This window comes from Geobacillus sp. BK01 (assembly GCF_052220245.1).
Lineage (GTDB): Bacteria > Bacillota > Bacilli > Bacillales > Anoxybacillaceae > Geobacillus.
This window is the reverse complement of sequence record NZ_JBQPTH010000032.1, coordinates 1-21,864: the sequence shown is the minus strand read 5'-3', so window position 1 is coordinate 21,864 and position 21,864 is coordinate 1. Positions and strand designations below refer to the sequence as shown.

Annotated in this window: 13 protein-coding genes and 2 pseudogenes; 1 reads left to right on the top strand and 14 read right to left on the bottom strand. The window is 44.2% G+C overall.

Features of this window, described 5'->3' with window-relative positions:
* Positions 1–920 precede the first annotated feature (920 nt).
* The 5 genes from ACTVDO_RS16650 to ACTVDO_RS16630 form a co-directional block, all read right to left on the bottom strand.
* Positions 921–2,180: a dihydrolipoamide acetyltransferase family protein gene (locus tag ACTVDO_RS16650; protein ID WP_442901912.1), complete on the bottom strand. Its 1,260-nt coding sequence runs from the start codon at positions 2,178–2,180 to the stop codon at positions 921–923.
* A 75-nt stretch (positions 2,181–2,255) separates the two neighbouring features.
* A complete protein-coding gene (locus ACTVDO_RS16645; protein ID WP_442901911.1) occupies positions 2,256–3,290 on the bottom strand; it encodes an alpha-ketoacid dehydrogenase subunit beta in 1,035 nt (344 codons plus the stop codon).
* A 27-nt stretch (positions 3,291–3,317) separates the two neighbouring features.
* Positions 3,318–4,310 (bottom strand): thiamine pyrophosphate-dependent dehydrogenase E1 component subunit alpha, encoded by a 993-nt coding sequence (locus ACTVDO_RS16640; RefSeq protein ID WP_442901913.1) that lies wholly within the window; start codon positions 4,308–4,310, stop codon positions 3,318–3,320.
* Positions 4,311–4,468: 158 nt separating this feature from the next.
* Positions 4,469–6,298, bottom strand: coding sequence for a sigma-54-dependent Fis family transcriptional regulator (locus tag ACTVDO_RS16635; protein ID WP_442901910.1), 1,830 nt, complete (start codon positions 6,296–6,298; stop codon positions 4,469–4,471).
* Positions 6,299–6,811: 513 nt separating this feature from the next.
* Positions 6,812–7,546: a TetR family transcriptional regulator gene (locus tag ACTVDO_RS16630; RefSeq protein WP_442901909.1), complete on the bottom strand. Its 735-nt coding sequence runs from the start codon at positions 7,544–7,546 to the stop codon at positions 6,812–6,814.
* Positions 7,547–8,150: 604 nt separating this feature from the next.
* On the opposite strand from ACTVDO_RS16630, the gene ACTVDO_RS16625 reads away from it, so the two are divergent.
* Positions 8,151–9,455 (top strand): acetamidase/formamidase family protein, encoded by a 1,305-nt coding sequence (locus ACTVDO_RS16625; protein ID WP_442901908.1) that lies wholly within the window; start codon positions 8,151–8,153, stop codon positions 9,453–9,455.
* Positions 9,456–9,526: 71 nt separating this feature from the next.
* Here ACTVDO_RS16625 and ACTVDO_RS16620 read toward each other — a convergent pair whose 3' ends face one another.
* The 9 genes and pseudogenes from ACTVDO_RS16620 to ACTVDO_RS16580 all read right to left on the bottom strand — a co-directional run.
* Complete coding sequence (locus ACTVDO_RS16620; protein WP_442901907.1) at positions 9,527–10,516, bottom strand: restriction endonuclease; 990 nt, start codon at positions 10,514–10,516, stop codon at positions 9,527–9,529.
* Positions 10,517–10,684: 168 nt separating this feature from the next.
* Positions 10,685–11,203 carry a hypothetical protein gene (locus ACTVDO_RS16615; RefSeq protein ID WP_442901906.1) on the bottom strand — a complete coding sequence of 173 codons (519 nt, stop codon included), beginning with the start codon at positions 11,201–11,203 and terminating at the stop codon, positions 10,685–10,687.
* Between the two features lie 252 nt (positions 11,204–11,455).
* Positions 11,456–11,849: pseudogene (locus ACTVDO_RS16610) on the bottom strand (restriction endonuclease).
* A gap of 130 nt (positions 11,850–11,979) precedes the next feature.
* Positions 11,980–12,483, bottom strand: a complete 504-nt coding sequence (locus ACTVDO_RS16605; RefSeq protein WP_442901905.1) for an NYN domain-containing protein — start codon at positions 12,481–12,483, stop codon at positions 11,980–11,982.
* Between the two features lie 698 nt (positions 12,484–13,181).
* A pseudogene (locus ACTVDO_RS16600) lies at positions 13,182–13,385 on the bottom strand (YdbC family protein); the annotation flags it as partial.
* A 13-nt stretch (positions 13,386–13,398) separates the two neighbouring features.
* Entirely contained in the window at positions 13,399–15,078 is a 1,680-nt protein-coding gene (locus ACTVDO_RS16595) for a UvrD-helicase domain-containing protein (RefSeq protein ID WP_442901904.1), read from the bottom strand.
* A complete protein-coding gene (locus ACTVDO_RS16590; protein WP_442901903.1) occupies positions 15,053–17,584 on the bottom strand; it encodes a hypothetical protein in 2,532 nt (843 codons plus the stop codon). Before ACTVDO_RS16590 ends, ACTVDO_RS16595 begins: the two co-directional genes overlap by 26 nt.
* Positions 17,577–19,985, bottom strand: coding sequence for a UvrD-helicase domain-containing protein (locus ACTVDO_RS16585; RefSeq protein ID WP_442901902.1), 2,409 nt, complete (start codon positions 19,983–19,985; stop codon positions 17,577–17,579). Before ACTVDO_RS16585 ends, ACTVDO_RS16590 begins: the two co-directional genes overlap by 8 nt.
* Positions 19,986–20,299: 314 nt before the next feature.
* On the bottom strand, positions 20,300–21,864 hold a 1,565-nt coding region (locus tag ACTVDO_RS16580), incomplete at its 5' end, for a type I restriction enzyme endonuclease domain-containing protein (RefSeq protein ID WP_442901901.1).

Here is a 21,864-nt window from a genome sequence, read left to right as displayed (position 1 = left end):
GCTTCGGCTCATCACGAGCCTTCGCTTTTTGGATTGTCTAGCTTCGGCCCGCCGCCGCTCGGGGTCAAATAACCTCCGCCTTCGGGATGTAAACATCCCTGCAGGCGAAGAACATTTGCCCATCGCGGCGACCCGCGGGCCTCAGCTTTTCGTTTGCGCTTCGTTTCGTTCAGTTTTCAAGGAACAATCAACTGCTTTCCATAGCCTTGTACTGAGGAATTCAGCTTCTCTGAATCCACTCGCGTTTGCAATTCAATCACTTTACTAATATACCATTTCATTCAATGGTTGTCAAGTTTTTTTAATTATCACCTTGAACAACCAAGCGAATTTAATTATATCAAAAAATCATCTTTTGTCAACAAACAATTTTTAACTTTTGTGTTTTCGTGCTTTGTTGAACGCACTCTGTTGTTTTAGGCCGCTTCTTGTCTATCACCGAAGCGACGATTTATATAGTACTACTGTCATCGATCCAAGTCAATAGTTATCACACGCCCAATTTTATCCAAAAGCAATCCTAAGAATAATCTATGAATGAGCCTTGCATCTATCAATATTCTATGAAAATTAAGCTATGCTGGCTTGATTGGGATATCACCCCTTATTCATCTTTGGATAGGCATCTTTAATACGTCATTGTAGACTCCTTCAAGTTCGAAGATTAGCTCCCCCTTAACACGATTGTTAATCAGTAAAAGGAAAGGGCGAGCTTCATCCCCACCCGCTCGCCCCACATTGTTTAACTTGCAAATCTAATAGTTGACTGCTCTTAATGTGACGATCGAAAGAAAGCCCAACCTGATGGGTTGACTAAAACCTTGATTTGATGTTTATTCTTTTGTTAATGCTTCAAAGCCTTTTGGCAGGATTTCATCCAGACTGATTATTTTCTTCGTTACCAGGTCATTGGAGATCAATCACCATAATAACTTATACGGATTCTCTAAGTAACGTTTTATCGTCCCGAGAAATTCGCTGGCCGGTGCCCCGTCAACTACTTGGTGATCGAACGTTAGGCTCAATGGTAGACTTTTCCTTCTCTGAATAACATCCCCTTCAAAAACGGCAATATCGGTTACGGTACCGACCCCAAGAATCGCTACTTCCGGTGGATTCAGTACCGGAGTAAAAAATTCTACTCCATAAGCTCCCAAACTGGTAATGGTGAATGTGGATCCGGTCATTTCTTCGTTGCTTAATTCCCCGTTTCTTGCCTTGACACTGCATTCCTTCACTTTTTGCGAAAGCTCCTTCAGCGAAAGCTGTTCTGCGTGCCGTATAACAGGAACAACAAGGCCCTTTTCCAATGCCACCGCGATTCCTAGATGGATGGAGTCGTACGTGTATACGCAACCGTCTCGATAAAGGCTGTTCATTTGCTTATGCGCCTGCAATGCCAAAATCGCCGCCCGCGCAATAAAATCGGTGACCGTCCATTTGGTATTCGGTTCATCTTGCCACTCATCTTTCAGCTTTTCTTGCAAATCCACGAGCTTAGTGACATCCGCCCTCATATGAACCGTCAGCTGAGCGGTTTGCTGGAGACTCGAAAACATCCTCGAAGCAATCACCTTCCGCATCCCTGTGACCGGTTTGACTGTGACCCCCTCGCGTTGAAGCGGGAAGGCGTCCCGTTGGAAAAGTTCTCGCTTCCCGCTGTCGATTTGTTGAGGATGGCTGGCTGACTCTATGTGGCTTGGTGCAGGCTGGTTATTATTTACTAAAGACTGCTGCTTCAATTGGATAGCCTTTTCAATATCCGCCCTTGTCACTCTTCCTTTTGGTCCTGTTCCTACGACATCCCGCAAATCGACCCCTGCTTCACGTGCCAGTTTTCTTGCGGCAGGAGAAACCCGCCGCATATGTTTAGATGCGGCTTCGGATTCCTCTTTCATCACCGCTGTTGCCGCTTCTTTAACTGCCTTGTTGATCCCCTCTCCTTGTTCACCAATATAGCCGATTACATTTCCTACTTTGGCCGTTCCATCCTGTTCGACAACAATCTCCAATAGCACTCCGTCCTGTGGTGCCTCAATGTCCTTTTCAATTTTATCAGAACTGATAACGACAACCGACTCGCCTTTTTTCACCGGATCTCCTTTTTTCTTCAGCCACTCTATGACCGTTCCCTCTTCCATGCTCATTCCTAGCTTCGGCATAATAATTTCTACGGCCACCGCTTCTCTCCCCCTTTTAGAAAAAATGTGAGGAACGCGTGTTGCCTCAAGCGACCAGACAACACGCTTTGTCATTTATGCTGGTATAATCGTTTCATCCCCTATAATTTCCGCGACTGCATGCAGCACTTTTTCCGGTGTCGGTAAATAGAGATCCTCTAGTGCCGGTGAAAACGGAACAGGACAATGCGGGGCGGTGATCATTTTAATGGGCGCATCCAAATAATCAAACCCTTTGTCTGCCACAAGGGCCGAGATATCAGCAGCTGCACTACAGCGCGGATTTGCTTCGTCAACAACAACGAGCCGTCCTGTCTTCGCCACGGATGATAAAATCGTCTCCTCATCAAGCGGGGACAACGTCCGCGGATCAATGACCTCCGCTTCAATACCTCTTTCTTGCAATATCGCGGCTGCTTTTAAAGCTGTGTGTACTTGTTTGCCGATGGCCACAATCGTCAAATCGTTACCTTCCCTTTTAATGTCCGCTTTTCCAAGCGGGATCGTATAAAACCCTTCTTCTACTTCCCCCTTCACGTTATAAAGCGTTTTATCCTCAAAAAAGATGACAGGATCATCGTCAAAAATCGAGGCGATCAAAAGTCCTTTGGCATCGGCGGGAGTAGAGGGGATCACAACTTTTAAGCCTGGGATATGGGTAAAAATCGCATATAAGCTTTGTGAATGCTGCGCCGCCGCCCGGAATCCGGCGCCGTGCATCGTCCGAATCGTTAGCGGTACTTTGGCCTTTCCGCCAAACATATAGCGAAGTTTCGCTCCTTGGTTCATCACTTCATCCAAGCAGCTTCCGATAAAATCATTAAACATTAGTTCCGCCACTGGTCTCAACCCCGTCGCAGCAGCGCTTACAGCGGCTCCGATGTATCCTGCTTCAGCAATTGGCGTATCTAACACCCTATCCCTTCCGAATTCTTGTACAAGCCCTTTCGTGACCCCCATGACTCCTCCCCAGGCTTCCTCATCCTGCAAATGATCAACGGTGGCCCCACCCGCAACATCTTCTCCTAATAAAATCACATTTTCGTCTTTCTGCATGGCCAGCCTCATGGCTTCGTTCAACGCCGCTGAGAAAGATAATGTTTTCACCATTCTTTTTCCCTCCTAACTATTTCTGATTTAATAGGAAACATATACATCCTGTAAAAGGTCTCCTTCCGTCGGGAACGGGCTGTTTTCTGCAAACGCTACTGCCCTTTCCACCGCTTGGGCAACACTTTGTTCAATCTCAGTCAACTCTTGTTCGGAGCATAGTTGGGAGACAAGGAGATCATTGCGGAACTTCACAATTGCATCCAATTCCTTTAAATGTTTTTGTTTCTCTTCCAAAGACTTATATGTTTGCGCATCGCCTTCGAAGTGCCCGTAGTTCCGATACGTTTTGCATTCAATCAATGTCGGGCCCTCACCGTTGCGGGCGCGCTCGACGGCTCTTTTTGCCGCCTCATATACAGCGATGACGTCCTTGCCATCGACCACTTCCCCCGGAATGTTGTATGCTGCAGCACGATCAGCAATATGTTGGCAGCTCGATGCGTATTCAAATGGGGTCGACTCTGCATAACCATTGTTTTCTGCGACAAAAATGACTGGTAATTTCCAAATAGCAGCTAAATTGATCCCTTCATGGAATGTGCCATGGTTGTTAGCTCCATCACCAAAAAAGCAAACGGTGACGGCACCTGTTTTCTTTAATTTTGCTGTCAGCCCAGCTCCAACAGCGAGTGGGAACCCCCCACCGACAATTCCGTTTGCCCCAAGCATTCCTTTGGAAACATCAGCAATATGCATTGATCCGCCTTTTCCTTTGCACAATCCCGTTGCTTTCCCATAAATTTCTGCCATCATCCCGTTTAAATCACAACCTTTGGCGATGCAATGTCCATGGCCGCGATGGGTGCTCGTGATATAATCTCTTTCCGTCAAATGGGCACAGACTCCTACCGCAACCGCCTCCTCACCCGCATATAAATGAACAAAACCAGGCAATACCCCCTTGCTGAAAATTTCATGTACTTTGTCCTCAAATTGGCGGATCTCGTTCATTTTTTGATACATCCATTTCGCCTTTTCTTTTGCGAGAGCGACAGACTGCAATCTGGTGACAGTCATACGTAAACCTCCCTTTATCAATCGTTTCATTATTTATTCAACGCAAATTCCATACCAATAAAAAAACGCTTACAAACCTTTTGTTTGCAAGCGCCCTACAGTCAACTTCCCTGTCCCCCTTTTTGGTTTTGCATCAATTTGTATCGTTTTGTTTCGCTCTAAATCAATTTGTACTTTTTTAGTTTACGATAACACGTACTGCGAGACATCCCCAATACTTCAGCCATCTTGCTAATGTTTCCTTTCGTTTCTTTTAATACTTTCATTATTCGCTCCTTTTCCATCTCCTCGCGGTAAGACAGCTCTTTTTCTCCGTCCAATGCAACCAACATTGACTTTATTTTGGCAGGCGAGGGAAGTTCATTTTCATATTCGATTTTTATTCGTTCTAGTACGTTGAACAGTTCCCGAATATTCCCAGGCCAATGGTAGTCCATAAGTAAATTCATTACCTGATTAGGAAAGCGAATAGTCCAATCATTCTTTTGGCAATAATAATCAACAAAAAACGGTATATCCTCTTTCCGCTCTCGCAGCGACGGAAGTTGGATCGGGTATACATACAAACGATAAAATAAATCCTCGCGTAACTTCCCTTCTTTTACGAGACCGTACAAATCACGGTGTGTCGCCACAATAACCCGAACGTCAACAGGAATAGATTTTGTTCCACCAATTGGAACGACCTCCCTTTCCTGTAATACTCTTAACAAGGCTACTTGCATTTCTAGCGGAATTTCCCCTATTTCATCAAGGAAAATCGTTCCACCATGGGCTTGAACGAATTTTCCGGCGTATCCCGTACGTTTCGCTCCGGTAAATGCCCCTTCCGCGTATCCAAACAGTTCACTGCCGATCAACTCTTTCGGGAGGGCCCCACAATTGATGGCAATAAACGGTCCGTCTTTCCGCAAACTATTTTGATGAATTGCCCGGGCGATGATTTCTTTTCCCGTTCCCGTTTCCCCGGCAATGTAAACTGTCGCATCGGTTTTCGCAACTTTGGCACAATTTTTTAAAACTGACGCAAAAGCCGAACTGTTTCCAGTCACTCCGTCAAAACGAAACGATGGCGAAGATGGCAAAGAAGGGCTTGCAGCTTGCACTTGTTGCAACGTAACCTTATAGCCAATAAGGTCACCGAAAGTTGAAGAATAGACCGGGATTTTCGATTCAACTTTCCATTTAGATTGGCAAAGTTGCTGAAGCGGTTGATCGATAATATTTGAACTGAACAAACGCAAGCGATGATTAGCCCATACAACGTTTCCTTGATAATCGCATATGGCACAATATGAATAGGAGTCTTCGATTTCTAAACTATAGCGAAATAATTCCACTATATCTTCTTTTCGCTGAACCCGTATTTGCTGCTCAATGGTGTAGGCGGCGGTGACAATAGTGGCGAGTACATAGTCCTGTGCTTCAAACAGACCATGGTAGATGGGGTAAGACATATCAATGATGCCGAGAAGCTCTTTGTTTTCATCATAAATCGGAGCAGCGGAACAAACCCACTGATGAGAAGCGACTGCGTAATGGTCAAGCCCGACAACCGTAATAGGCTCCCTTGTTTTTAACGCTGTTCCGATTGCATTGGTCCCAACTTCCTCTTCCGTCCATTTCACGCCTTCTAAAAAGTTGATGTCTTTTGCCTTTTGCATCGCTTTCTGATGCCCCTTGGCATACAGCACATACCCTTCTAGGTCGGTAAGAAGAAAAATAGACGGAATTCCTTGAAACAGCTGTTGCAGCTTGTCTAAAATCGGAACAGCAATCCGAAGCAGTCTTTCATTTCTTCCCCTTTTTTCTTCCAACATATGGTTTGGCAAGAATACTTTCCCTTTTCCATCATAAGGATCTACATTTTTTTGACGGCAACGATACCAAGACTCTTCAATTCTTTTATTCATTCTCCCTTGATCCAATATTCCTTCACAGACAAACCGACGCCAAATTTCCCGCTTAGACGAATCAACAATCTTCACCGCGATCACCCCCAACGAGATTGATCTTTTACAAACTATCGAAAGATCGCATCTCACCTTTGCGAAAAACTCTTCCTTAAATATTAAATAATCGTTTTTTCTAGTTCTTCAACAAACTCTTCATAAGGGGTGTTCTCGAGAAAGTTCTCGACTATTTGGTCCAACCGGAGATCAAGGTTTTCGTTGATCTCATTTCCGTCTTCATCATGCAATTCAAAACAGCTGTATTTCCACTCATTGAACGTTTCCCTAAGAAGGTCGCTACACGCAGTTTACCCCCTCTCGCAATTTGATATATATGTTGGCACCCATTGATCAATATAAGGTACAATCTTCTGTACTTCCCTCGCGCGCCAAAGATTCATTCGACATCGGAACAAAAACATCCTCTCGCCTTTGATCAATAGAGTGCGAAATGTGACACCGAATATTCGTATTCCATTGGATTCAGGATCGTATGCACACTCGCTGAATCACCGTCGATGCTTATAAAGTGGCCTGTTTCCTTCGGCCCTAGTCCCCTAACTGCCCACGAATTCGTCCAATTTTCTCCAGTCTCCCTTTTCCGATATCCCAGCTGTACAGTTCCTCCTTTGCATGATAGCTGTTGCAAAAATACGCATAGTTTCCCCTGACACATAGAGCTGTCGATCCGCGCAACGATTCAGGCACTTCATATCGTTTCATTGCTTTTGTGCAGAGGTCCAAATGAATCAGTGAAAAATCGCTATAAGGAAAAAGCCATAATGTGGAGGACCTCCCTTTGCAAATCGCATAGCAGTCGATGATCATGGGGCGATCCGTTAGATGGGAATGACAGTTAAATATTGGTGATCCATCCAATCGAAACAAAACCAATCCTTCCGTTGAAATTCCTTTGCCAAACACGCCTTCATCAAAGTAGCCGATCCATATTCCTTCTTTTCCAACCGCTATGTCTTCAATCCCGTCGCCACCGCAAAATGAATGTTGCACCTTTCCATACAAATCTACCAAAAACACATTATGGCGGCTTCCGTCACTTCTTGCATCAGCCAGCAAAAAGCGCTCGCTGTCGACCCAGCGAATGATGGGAACCCGAACAGTCACGTCTGGATGGAGAACAACTCCATTTGCCACACACTCCATCCGTTGGTGACGTTTTTGCACGACCAACCATCCGTATCGATCGCTCCAATCTGCATCCATCAGCTGAATCCGACTTCGTTCGGAAACAATCGAATAGAAGGTAGAAGTTACAACTTCCAATGTTCATCCCCCATAGGCAAATCAAAAGATTTCGTTATTTTGATTGTATCAACTTTCTCCAAACATCGCCGTCAAACTTTGTCGACCGACAAAAATACAAAAAGAGCGGTGCGGTGCCGCTCTCTTTCTATATCCAATAGCAAGGCTGATAAATCATCGACACTCTAACTCTTTTTCCTTATTTATCACAAATCATTGGCTGGCTTCCCCAGGATAGCGGGCAGCTGTTTCAGCTCAGGATGCAATGTTTCAAACACATCAGCCACGTTTAATATCGCTCCCTCTCCAAAAGCTGGGCCGATGATTTATGCTCAAGCATCATCAATTCCTGTCCCGAACACTTAATCCCTTTTTCTCTTAATTTCTTTTCTATGCTATTTCTCATTTCGTTGCCTCCCTTCTAAAATTATTATACATTGCGAGGATTAAATTACAAAATATTTTTAATTTAGAAAATATAATAAATATACAAACAATTATTTTGACAATACTCTACTGAATTTCCTAAAATGTAGTTAGACATCACCTGGTGAAGGTTCGGTGTCAGCGCTCCAAAGTTCCTATGCAACCAATCCTAAAATCTAAAAGTAAAGAGGGGAACGCCATGGAAGCAAAACAAACGGTGTTTATCAGTGAGTTTACTAACGGCATCTTGGACCCTAATGAAAGCATGCTTGGTCCCGTGCAGGATGGGGGATACATTGTCGCCAACACAACTCCTGGCTGCTGGGGACCGATGATCACCCCTTGCATCCGCGGTGGCCATGAGGTGACGAAGCCCGTTTTTGTGGAAGGTGCTGAAGTCGGAGATGCTATTGCAATTAAGATCAAGTCAATTCGTGTCACTTCTATCGCTACATCCTCAGGAAATGATAAGCCCATAGAAGGGCGGTTTGTCGACGATCCATTCGTAGCTGTCAAATGCCCACAGTGTGGAACAATGTACCCGGAAACGAAAATCGAAGGGATCGGACCCGAGGCCATTCGATGTGCAAATTGTGGCGCGGACGTGACCCCATTTGTATTTACGAACGGCTATACAATGACGTTTGATCCAAACCGACAAATCGGGATAACTGTGCATAAAGAAGCGGCGGAGCACATCGCCCAACAAGGGCGATACTATATGGCAACACCCGACAACTCCGTCCAAAACCCAATCGTTACATTTGCCCCCCATGACTTGGTTGGAACGGTGGCCAGGCTCCGCCCGTTTCTTGGGCAACTCGGCACCACCCCGGCGCGCCCGTTGCCGGATTCACATAACGCTGGCGACTTTGGCCAATTTTTGATCAACGCCCCACATGAGTACGGAATTACGAAAGAACAGCTGGAAGATCGCACAGACGGACATATGGACATTAACCGTGTACGCGAAGGCGCCGTGTTGATCTGCCCTGTGAAAGTGCGGGGCGGAGGCGTTTATCTCGGTGATATGCATGCCATGCAGGGCGACGGGGAAATTGCTGGACATACGACGGACGTATCTGGCATCGTCACCCTTCAAGTGAAAGTAATTAAAGGATTGGCCATTGACGGACCGATTCTTCTTCCTGTTGCTGAGGACCTCCCCTACTTGGCAAAGCCATTGACAAAAAAAGAAAAAGAGATCGCCCTTGATTTGGCACAATCATGGGGCGTAAGCAAGTTGGAGGAATCATTGCCAATTTCCTTTGTCGGGACGGGAGCCAACTTAAACGAGGCAACAGAAAACGGGCTGAAGCGCGCAGCGAAAACGTTAGGCATCTCTGTTCCTGAAGTGATGAACCGCGCCACGATTACCGGCGCTATCGAAATCGGCCGACACCCTGGAGTGGTCACCGTCACCTTCCTGTGCCCAGTTCGTTATTTAGACAAGATTAGCTTGACCTCGCTGGTGTACGATCAATATCGCAACGTTTTGGACTAAGAACATATAGATCATCGCCAAAGGGCTTCATCCTCTCGCACTCGCAAAGCAGGGATGAAGCCATATGTTTGTCAAGATTCGGGCACATACATTTTTTGCAGCGGCAACAGTGCTCGCGCATCGTTTGGCATATGTTCGTACCACTGAACAATGAAGTTGACCAGCTCTTCCAAATCAATTAATTTGACTGAGTTATGTTTGGCCACTGCTTCTGCTTGGGAAGTAAAGCCCCCTGTTGAGACGAACAAACAATTGGCATCAATCGGATTGGCCCCGAGAAGCTGCTGGATTTCAGGGGCAGAAGCGGCACTTTTACGATGCTTCACTTGCACCTTAATAATTGGTTTTTCAAATCCAAATGCATCCTTATAGGCCAACACATCGACCCCACCGTCAGGACCTTTCGGACTCACTTGCACGTTATACCCCATCGCCTGAAGCAAGCCCGCCACTAAATCTTGCATTTGCCACGGATCAAGCTTGTCCACTTTGTCTTGGATCATCATCAACGTTTTTCCGACAAGGTCTTCAACGATTTCTTCCGTTTCCCCCTCTTCAGTTTCATCCTGAGGTTTTGAGAATGGTTGACTGTTTAAACGCTGCCCGATTTCATCCCCCCATTCGTCAACTCGAAAAACCGTTAGCGTCGAACCCAAACTGTTCTTCGCTCGTTGTGACAACGAATCCCTTGAAACTGTGGCATTTTCCCATTTTACACGGATGATGTTCGGATAATAGGAATACCCGATGGCGGGATCGTAACGATGTTCTTCTGTCACCGTTCCAACAATGTACTCCCTTTTCTCCTTCGAATATGTGATCACTCGATCGCCTTTTTTGATTTCATAGGCAAAACGCCATACTTGGTTAACCCAACTGGCTCTCGATTTTGGTTTTGCCTCAGCAAATACTTCATCAGCCTTTCGCTGCAACTGTTCTTTCGACTGAACGTCCTTCGGATTGCCCAGCCTCGCCCAGCCGATCGATGCGATCCCCTTCTCCAACCAAAGCGGAATGAGTTCATTGCGGTCGCCCGCGCGGATCATCCACCATTTTGACATCCGGGTTCCTCCTTTTGGCAAAAAGAAATCGCTCCACCAGTGAAACAATCACTCTTCTAAAAACAGGAGCTGAAACAATGAGCCTATGGCTCCCACTGTAGGCAATGCGTTTAAGCCAAAACGAACAAATCAGATAACCTAGCCCATCCATCGGTGTTCTTCACCTAATTACAAACTGTTTAGTCGATTTCGTTCAATTTTGATCGTATGATCCTTCCCGTCCAACACATCGGCGCGCTTGCTGCCGTAGAGGCGAAGCTTGGGAGAGCCTTTCACCGCTTTTATGGAAAGCCGTGGAGTTCCCCGAACTTGTTGTCTTTGCAGGTCGACACACTCGAGAAACTCATTCCAACGGACGATGGCAATCACTTGATTGGAATCGCTCGGCTGTTTCTGTGCGCAGACAAATGCAAACACGATTTCTTTTTCCTTGCTGTGTTCGAGATCAATCTTGTTAATTTCAGCAATCTCATGATCGCTGAATACAAACGACCAAGTGAAATCTTTCGATCCCGATGGATTCGTGTTGTATTTCGTGTACATGATATAGCTCGCTTTATTCGTCGTAACTTCATAAATCTGGCGATTGTCATCTTCCTTTTCAAACAGCGCCGGCGCCAACCCGCCGTTGACCAGAGCGGAAAGAAGCGCTCCGTAGTAATAATCCGCTTTGCGAATCGTTGCCACCCGTGCCCCCTCCCTTTGTCGTAGATAAAAAGATTCCGTTGATTTGATTGTATCAACTTTTGTAAAACATTTCCGTCGAACTTTGTCGACCGGCAAAAAATACAAAAAGAGCGGTACGGCGCCGCTCTCCCTTTCTATATCTGATAGATTTGTTGTCCAAGACAGTTTGCGGTCAAATACGTAAAGATACTAATGAAACAAAACAGAAGCCCGCTCGGCTTCTGCTTTGTCCCCACCTTTAACGGCTTAAGACTACAATATAAACCGTTCGACATCATTCTCCGGTCCGATGAATTCTACGTCCGTGCCGATGGCTTGGAAGTGCTTGCAGGCGAATGAAATTTTCGCCGCTTCACCGGGCCGCAGTTCTCCCTCCCATTCCCGTCCTTTCGTTTCGCGGACGAAGGCCATCCTTTTCGATGACGAGCGCCCAGTCGGGATTGTAGGAACCGATTGGGGTGTCGATTTTGAACCAGTTCGGCAGTTTGACGTACACTTTCACGTTTTCATCGTTTTCAAACCGTTTCGCGAACCGCTCTTCCACTCCGGAATCGTAAATGATATGGTCAAACGGCGATTTTTCGCTCGGGATGGCGTTGTCGTTCAAATAGGCGAGGAGCTTTTCATTTTGGAGTTGCAGTGGCATTTCTCAAATAGGCGGCTGAAATCAAAAACACGCCCTTCGGAAATAACAGTTTGTACACAATCGCCTTCTCATTCCCGTCGAATGCTGTGGAGAAATTCCGCATCAATTACTTTCCTGTCATCGACAAGATCTAGCAGTTCGTCGTGTGGCCGAATCTCATCATTTCCGTCGGAATATAATAAAGGGTGATATACACTCCTTCTGATTGTGCGATTTGCAACGCGGGCAAAAAATCACTGTCCCCCGTCAACAATGCCGCATGAGTGATTAATTTCTTCGTACTATGCATAACCAAATCGGTTGCTAGCATCACATCGATCCTTTTTTGCTCAAACACTGGAAACCCACGCTCATCAATGCCACGAAATGCTAGCTTTCCCTCCCGGACGGTAAAACTACCAAGCCGGTTTAGTCTTTTGAAAAAACGTTGTGCATGGGAGAAATAGTCTTTTTCCTCTAGAGATGGATAGGATGATTGATGGGGAAGGCAATGGTAGTAGTACGTTCGTAAAAGCAGATGGCCTTGAGCCATTTGTTGAGCAAGCTTGCTGTAATCGATTTTGGCTTTTCCATGCCATTTCAACACATGGTCGAGATATCCACCATCAATAAATAAGGCAATTCGCGAATACAACGCATTCCCTCCCGTCCATGGCAATGAATACAAAAGGAGCGGCGATGCCGCCCCTCTCTCTTGACCTGCCATCCATCCGAACGGCAGCGGTTATTCTAAATATCATTATAATTGGAAAAACGGTGCATGTAAATCCCCCAGTTGAGACGAACAGATCATTCGCGTCGAACCGGTTCGCCCCGAGAAGCTGTTAGATTTCCGAGGCATAGGCAACGTTTTTGTGATGTTTGACTTGCTCTCGATGTCGTCTTGGTCTCGCTGGACACTTCATTTGCCTTTTTCAGCAACTGTTTTTTTGGTTGAACACATGTCTTTGGGTTTCCAACCGCGCCATCCGATCGATGAGATGACTTTTCCAGCCAAAACTAGCGATGACAAATATATAAAAACAACCGTTCCAGTTCCTCCGACTCTAACTTTCGAACCAGGCTAATAAACTCCCTATGGAATGAAGGATAAATGCTGCTAATGCTTTCTATTTCGTATTGCAACGCTTCTTCAGATGGTGCCGATTGTATCCCTGTTAGTAATTGTCTTTGCTTCTCGACAGAGTACCCTTTTTCGTTCATGAATATTAGCACATTCTTGAGTTGCTGAATAAATAACGGAGTGTTCTCCGTCCATTCATCGATTCGTTTCCGCCAATCCTCATTTTGCACGTTGGAGTTTTTAAATGAATTTTCCTCAAACAGCTGTTTTAATGCGTAATATAACTCCTTCGCTTCCGCTTCTGAAAGGGTAACTCCTTTTCCCATTTTCGCATGTGAGACATCCCAATCCCGTATATCATACTTCGGGGGATATCCGTTCCAACTCACAAGATTTAGTTCCTTATTCCATCCTTTGGGCGAACTAGACAATGTCGCAATTCGTTTTTTGATTTCAAACTGAATCGTTGCCAAACAAACCGCTCCCTTACTTGGAATATATACTTGAATCAAAGCCAAAGGCATCGTAATCTTCTTTGCGGAAATTTCTTACAAAAGGACAAATACTTCTAAAGCTGCGGCCAGTATACATTAACTGCACTTCTTTTTTCGCCCTAGTGATTGCAACATAAAGAACTTTCTTTTCGTCATTGAGTATAGCTTCAAAATCCGCCTTGTAGCCGTCACTATTTTTATTGTCACCGGCTCGTTTATCCAACTCTTCAATCCTCTTTTTACTCGGATAATGATCACGGTCAAAATGAATCAAAAATACATAATCAAACTCAAGCCCTTTGACGCTATATGCATCCGTAAAGAAGATCGGCTTTTTTTGTTTGTTCAAATCAAATCTTCTTCCGTATTGGGATGTGGTGATGACATCAAAGTATTTCTTTAATTCCATAAGAACCGGACATTGACTAATTGCATATTTGTCTCCATCATGACGGTGGATAACAGCGATTGTCGCATCCGGGTCGTTTTTCTGAATCACTTTTACTTGGTTTACTAGATGACAACTCAGTTCTTTCGAGCCCGAGAAAAAGTAGATCGACGGTTTTTTTCCTTCTCTCACAAAACGTTGATCATCCAAACGGTCGTTTTCTTCATCAATGAACTCCAAACTGCTTGCCAGTTTCATGATTTGTTTTGTTGATCGGTAGTTTGTTCGCAAGTTTCTCGTTTTCCTCCCCTCGATGTGCAACCCTAAATCCCGATAAGAGAACGGGCTTCGTTTGTAAATACGTTGCTTCGGGTCGCCGGAGACAACAATTGATTTTTTGGTTAATCTGACCAGTGCTTTTAATTGCATCGCCTGCAAATCCTGAACTTCATCAACAAAAATATAGTCGTACTTCAATGAATCCGGAATATCCTCAAAATGTTTCAACAGCAACAAAGCATAATCTTCTAAATCTAAATGATCGTGGAACTGTTTTTTTAACATTTTTTCATATTCCTTATACAAATAGAAAACCGTTCGGCGCTGCTCTTTGGTTAATCGCGGGATGTTTCCCCTTCCCGCCCGTTCACAATCATAATACAATTCTTCTGTGACAAAACCGTTCGCTTTCATCCAAAGAATTTCATCCATTAAAAATGTACCTGCATGCGTTTTGTAAAGTTTTTGTTCCAGCGGCAGCTTTTTATATTTTTCGCTTTCCATAAAAGTATCTACAAGCGCTATTGTACGGCGCGTAATGGCGTCCTCATAGCGCCGCAAGTTTTCAAGGTTGATCCGCAAAAATTCTGCGTTTGGAAAACCAATTTCCCTTAAAATCCTTGCCGCCATATAGTGAAAAGTTTCCATATGCAAGGTATGTTTATCCTTGATCTCGTGAAACTTGCTCGACTGCTCGATTCGTTTTCTTGCATCTTCAATAAGCGTCGTATTAAATGAACAATATAAAATGCGCTTCGGTTCATTTTCCTGTTCCATGACTTTTAGCAACTTATAAATTAATGTCAGGCTTTTGCCGGTGCCCGCCGAACCGTTGATCAACATTTGATCTTCATCTTGCTGGACAACGGAAATTTGTTCAGGGCTTAGCGTAATATTAGGCAACAGGCCATGGGCATCAAAATAATTTTGCCAAGCTCGCGCCGATCGTCTGGCAAAGTCTAGACGTTTCTTACGGAGATCAGTTGTCGTTTGCATCGATGACATACTCACCGTCCTTACAAACGTGCAGGAATGGGCACATGCGGCAATGTTGTCCGCTTCTTGCTTCGATTTCCTTTATTTGAACACTTGCAAGAAATTCCTTTATATGCTCATCAATCCGAAAGGTGTCATGGTCATATTGATATTTTGCTTTCCAATTTTTTGTGACCATATATTTGCTTCCCAAGCGTTGAAGCCGCTTCATTGCCTTTGGATAATAAATATTTTGATATGATTTATACGTTCTTAGGCTGGAGGCATAGGTTGTATCCAACAAGTTTTGCTTGTGCGCGTTTGTCCATTGCGGAAATAAAGGGAATATGGTCTCCCGCACCAACGCTTCTCCATCCCCCTGTTCAGCAAGAAGTTTGCCGATGATCGCAAAAGCTTGCTGCTGATGAAAATCGTTTTCATAAATCGGATGATGTTCAACAAACGCATTGAAAAAGAATTTTCGCTGGCAAAAATCGCTGTCCAGCCATAGCAAATCGGGAATAGCCTGTAACGGTTCTTTCGGTATCTCCTCTTTGACAACAGTCTCTTCTTCCCATTTCCATTCCCCGGGTTTCTCCTCTGCAACTTCTTCCGTTTCTCCATACAATTCCTGTAAGATAGTGAAATAAATGCTTGGTCCGTCATGCTCGTACAAATCTTTAATATAGCTAAAAGTAATTTGTCCCTTGCCATACGCCAAAAGATGATAAATGGAATATAGCGCAGTATCTCTCGTAACATCCCGTGAGTAATAATCAACTACAAGCGCATTCATCCGCATGATTCGATTCGCAGCAACAAATGAACGGCGAATACATTCTTTCAACCAACTATGCATCAACAAGTGTGGCATTTCAGACTGTTTCCAAGGAAACGTTTGCAACGATAAGCCTGTTACGTGAATGTTATGTGCAATCAACGTTTTTCCAACCAACTGGTCAATGTTTACAATTTGTGGACTGTCTTGATCATCGTCTTCCTCATCTTCCTCTGTACCTAAGTGCAATGTAAGAAACTGGTATAACTCTTCCATCGTAAACTCCCAGTCGGCAGGAATCGAAACGGAAAATAACTTTTCCATCTTTTGTTTAGCACTAGACTCCCATTGGCCGCTTACAGCCACATAGATGTCGTTCAGTTCTTCAATATACACCCTGACATTTCTCTTTTCCCTTTCCCTCAATAGCAGACGGTTCACTTTTCGAGCTAAATCTTTCGTGCATTCGACCAACTGCTTGACAGTAATTTCGTATCTAGACTGATGCACATACGGAAAACAGCGAAACGGGTTGCTTAAATAACGCTTCAGTCGGTGACGCCCCGCCTGCTCCTTCGCAGTTTCATCAAATACGCGGCTGACTTCCTGAAGATCAATAAGCGCTTGCAGGCGTTCCATGATCTCTTGAAAACTTTTCACGCCGTCCATATAACTGCGCAAATCAATCAGCAACGTCAATGCTTGCGTACCGTTTACATGTCCGGACTGCACCCACCCTGACGTCATCATATTGACGTAATCGTCATAACTTAAGAAAATGCCATCGTTTGTTTTTCTACAGTTTTGTAAGGACAAGAAAAATTGTCCATAGCGGCTGGCGTAAAAATGATCGTTTCTAGTACAATTTGTGTATATGTTTAAATCTTTTTCATATTTAGCGACTACTTCATTATAGTTTTTTACAATCGGATGTTTTTGCAAATACTCTTTAAATTCCGTCGGATGATCAAAAATGAAAAAGCGAACGTGACGCAATGGATCTTCCTGATCTAGAAAACGATCGTCCAAATATCGGGCAAATTTGGCGCCTCGGCGCGGCTGAGAACTCTCGACACATTCCCAACGGCTGTACTTGCTCCCGCTCACCCGTTCATAAATTTCACGCCATGTTTGATAAACAATTGGAGCATGGGGATTAAATGGAATATAAAATATGACATGCAACCCTATTTGTTGCAATTGATAAAACAACATCATCCGTACAGCATCAATGTAATCGAAATGGTGAACACACACGGTATGAATGTCAGTATCGATATTCAATTTCTCCGCGATTTTTTTCTTGGTCAGATGGGCTCGCTCTTGCCGATAGCTGACGACGATAGGGTCATTTCTGAGTTGTTCGAACATGCCAATCAGAAATTTTTGTTCTTCCTTCAGCTGCATGCTCGGAAAGTCAAACAACCGCGTCATCCCCATTTCGATTAAAAAACGGAGAGACAAATAAAAATCGCGAACCTTCTTCTCCAAATAGTTCATCGATTCTTCCGAAGCATGTTGATGAATGTATTGGCGTATCACCGACCGCAAATAGATTTCAGTATGCGGATGATTCCAATTAGGAAACAGCTTCCTTACAAACGAATGATATGCCAGTACTTGGCTTTTCGATGCCCCGGTGACACTTCGCAAATACTGTGCCAAAGCAGTACTTTGCGTAAGATGGATTTCACCTTGGCGGATTCTGAACCGTTCGTAAAAATGTGTTGTGTGCTGGTAGTACTTGACTTTAAACAACCAACATCTCCCCGCTTTCTAACAAGTCGCTCCAACATTGCGCCTGATATGGATTCATTGGGGAAGAGCTGTTTACATAAACCGCCTTTCTCGCCCGCGTCAACGCTACGTACAGCAGTCGAGCTTCTTCGCCGATCAATTCTTTCTTTTCTGATCTGGCGTATTCATTGTAATAATTATTTTCAAACTCCATATCATCCCAATGAATGCTGTATCCGAGTTTCCACTGCGCTCGATCGGAAATTAACATCACATCCGTTTTCCCTTGCTTCATAAACGGATGGCGCGTCAAAGGCATGAGTACGTAGTCAAACTCCAATCCTTTTGCCTTGTGGACGGTCATCACTTTGATCCGGTGATTGACATCGCTCGTTACTTTTAGTTCATTCTCCGACGTGTCAGTTGCCATTTTTATTGATAAAAACTTCTCCAGATCATAGAAAGAGGCATAAAAATCGCCAAATTCCCTTTTGATGAAAAAAATGAGGCGGTCCAAGTTCATTTTGTATTCCTTCATTTTCGCAATGGCTTCCTTCCGCTGCATCTCCACATCCCCATCAGGAAATCGGGACCTCAACTGGTTGTAGTAGCGAAGCCGAAAGACTTCATGCGGCCGAACTTCGTCAATGATGTTTTGCAGCACAGCAAGGGCGGATGACGTGTTCCGTTGGCATTCCCACCTGCCTATGTTGTCAAATGTCTGCAATAGATCAAGAATATAAGACGTTTCCGGCGTATAAGCCGACAACACTTTGGCAATGGTCAGTCCATTCTCTCCATAAGAACTTTGGTGAAAGAGATAACGATCCTTCGGAACATACGGGTGGGTAAACCTCCGGATCAACAAATAAAATTCCCTCACTGGCAATGAACGGTAAAAAGTTCCTGACACAGCCGCTTCACAAAAGAACCCCATATTCTCAATTCTGTCCACCATTTCCAGCACTTCACGGTTTGAGCGGACTAAGACAGCAACATCTTCGCGATACAAACGGCGAAGCAAATATTTTAGAGCCGCATCATCTATATCTACCGCAACTAATCCTTCTTCGCAGCTTTCCTCTTGCGCCGGAATCAGCTTGTCCGTATCATCAAATGGGAACTTTTCAACGACCTTTGTCCATTTCCGAAATAAGACGTTCAATTGTGTTAATAATGTCGGTGATGATCGGTAATTCTTTTGCAACGAATACTCTTTATACACTTGATTAACTGTTTCCAACTGTTGTTGCAATTGAAGAAACGCCGTATAGTCTGCGCCCCGGAACCGATAAATGCTTTGCTTCACATCCCCAACTGCAAACAACTGACAACCATACTTCTCTACCAACCAGCTAATGAAAGCCGTCTGTGATTCATCCGTATCCTGGAATTCATCGACAAACAAATAACGGATCGACAGTTCGAGCTGATCGGAAGGAAGATTCTTGAGTGATGCTAGATGGCTGATTAAATCACTAATTTCCAACGTTTCCTCTATCTTTTTCTGCTCATCAAGCTCCCGAATAACATGTTTGATGACATAATCGGCGAACTCATGAAATCCATGGCTGTCTGTCCCGAAATTGAGCTGCCCAATGGCTTCAACAGAAAGCGATTTGTTATGCAGCTGCTCGATCATGGCGATAAGAGAACGAATGATTTGATAGTGAGGAATGTGTCGAAAACGTTCGTATATCCCCGGGCATTCAACCGAGAACTGGTCAATATACTTTTCGATCAGCCGTCTCCGCTCATGCTTGTAACTCCTCACTTCCATCGACCGCGAAAACCCTAACGTTTGCCCTTCTGTAACGAGAAACTCCCTAGCAAACGAGTGAATGGTGCCGATAAACATCCGTCCTGCTTCTTCCATCCACTCTAAATATTTTTTATCCTTCGTCAAATCGTAATAGTTTTTTAGCTTTTCTAATAACTTTGAGCGCATATTGGCGGCGGCTTCGTTCGTGAACGTGATCATGACAACCGAACGCAAATCGAGATCCCCTTGCATATGCTTGAGAAACATGATCCGGTTGATCATCGTCGTCGTTTTTCCCGTCCCTGCTCCTGCCTTCACAATATAATGCCCGCGGCTATAGGCATGTTCGAGTTCATACTGTCCTTTATTAAAAGCGCTGTTTTGATCCACATAATCCAATAATCGAGAGTCATTAACTTTGCCATCTTCAATCACTGCCCATACCCGTTCCCATTCTGGTGCATAGCGAACAATAGAAACTTGGAGCAATTCTTTCTTATGCGCTTCATGCAAAATCGGATCTTCTAATAATTCTTGCGGATCATCAAACGCAAGCAAATACACCTTGCGGCCGCTTTGGATATATTGCCGAAGTTCACTTGCCGGTATTTGCTGAATATCAGACGAAAACAGCAGGACAGAATATTTGGCCTCATTCATTGGTATACACTCCTAATATTTACAGACAGTAACTTACATCCCTATTTTATACTAAAATAGCGGTTTAGTTACAGAATTTATACGCTAGTGCACCTGTTCTGAACAATGGCCAGGTGAATCAATCGCCCCTCAGCCCCCTGATACATGAAGAAACGAGAGGCGGACTAGAACAAATAAAAATTTCTCCTAAAGAACTAGTTTTCAAAAGCTCAATGTCATGAGGGAAATATTGTAAAAAATCTTAATGATTGTTTATACTGAAATCTATACTGTACGAGCCGGTCGCATAACTCAATAGACTATTTATTGCATTATCACGCATTCATTGGCCAGTCCTTATACTGCTGCTCGGCTTGTTCCATGAATTTGTTTGTTAAAAATTGCAATTGTTGCCCCGTAATTTTCTCTTTCATGAGCACTTGCTTGACGGCTAATTTCACTTTAGCGTAAACATCTCGACGGTGAGGACTTGTCCAGTCTACGGCTAATTGTTTCTTTAAGGCTGTGACCACCTTATGGATTAAACTAGCAAGAAACTCGTTTGAGAACGCTTCCTGCTCCATAGCAGTGATTGCTTTGTAAAATTCAATTTCTTCCTCTGACAATCCCAAGTCGTGCCGCTTGCGCATTTCTTCTTCCATTTCTTTGCGCATCTTAATCATAACCGTGACCACATCGGCAGCCTGAATGACACGATTATGGTAATCCCTTAACGTTTTCTCTAGAAGTTCGCTTAACGCCTTTGACTGTGGGCTTCCTTGGCTAAATGTCACTTTGATTTGGTCCTCTAAAAGTTTTTTCAGCAACTTTAAGCGCAAGTCTACATGCTCTTTTTTCGTTAAATCTGCCAAGAACGCATCGTCCAATATGCTGATATCCGGACGTTCAATTCCTGCTATTTGGAAAATATCAATGGTTTCTTTTGCTAACAGACTGTTATCAATAAGTTCTGATAATCGCTCTTCTAATGTTTTGTTTTCCTTAGATCCTCGAGTAGACGGGCGCAAATGTTTGCGAAGCTGTGCTTTCATCATGAAATAAAGCATGACCTCATCTGCAAGTTCAAGCACTTCCGGCTGATGCTTCACCAACTGATACGATTTTTCCAGTTTGGCAGCTGCTTGGATATATTCCTCAGGATCGCAGTTTAAAAGAATGTTAACAAGATCTGCAATGAAGTCCTCGCGCTCTATCTTTGGTTTTGCCCGCCAGTTTTGCATATCAATCTTGCTTGGAATAAATCCCCTTACTGCCTCTAGATGATCCATGAAGATGTTAACGGCCTCGGAAATATCATAAGTAGGACTTCCCGTGCCGCCGCTTTGCGTATATTTATGAGTTGCTTCTTTCAGGGAAGTGGCGATGCCAATATAATCAACGACGACACCGCCTTCTTTTCCCGGAAACACGCGGTTTACACGGGCAATGGCTTGCATCAGGTTATGTCCCTTCATCGGCTTATCGATATAAAGATAAGAAAGCGGTTTGGCGTCCATTCCTGTCAGCCACATATCGACGACAATGACAAATTTCAAAGGGTCTTCTGGGTCACGAAGTTTGGCTTTCACTTCTTCTTGCTCTTTTTTCGATTTAATATGCGCATATTTGCTTCCCGGCTGGACTTCGCGCCACTCTTTCGGATCCTTTGATACATCCCCTGTCATAATCACTTCAACAGGAGGGCATTCCGGAATTTCTCTTAGATAGTTATACAAATCCACCGCAATGCGTCGGCTCATGCAGACAATCATCGCTTTTTGAAATGGATTGGCGACTTGGTTAAAATGTGATACGATATCTTTGGCTAAACGACGGAGCCGTTTTGGAGTACCGACGACTTTTTCCAGAGCGGCCCATTTTCTTTTATAGCTCTCTGACT

What these genes read in the sequence shown, in the direction of transcription:
- ACTVDO_RS16645 (WP_442901911.1), bottom strand. Translation starts at nt 3,290, where the DNA reads ATGGTGAAAACATTATCTTTCTCAGCGGCGTTGAACGAAGCCATGAGG.
- ACTVDO_RS16595 (WP_442901904.1), bottom strand. Translation starts at nt 15,078, where the DNA reads ATGTCATCGATGCAAACGACAACTGATCTCCGTAAGAAACGTCTAGAC.
- ACTVDO_RS16625 (WP_442901908.1), top strand. Translation starts at nt 8,151, where the DNA reads ATGGAAGCAAAACAAACGGTGTTTATCAGTGAGTTTACTAACGGCATC.
- ACTVDO_RS16585 (WP_442901902.1), bottom strand. Translation starts at nt 19,985, where the DNA reads ATGAATGAGGCCAAATATTCTGTCCTGCTGTTTTCGTCTGATATTCAG.
- ACTVDO_RS16620 (WP_442901907.1), bottom strand. Translation starts at nt 10,516, where the DNA reads ATGTCAAAATGGTGGATGATCCGCGCGGGCGACCGCAATGAACTCATT.
- ACTVDO_RS16640 (WP_442901913.1), bottom strand. Translation starts at nt 4,310, where the DNA reads ATGACTGTCACCAGATTGCAGTCTGTCGCTCTCGCAAAAGAAAAGGCG.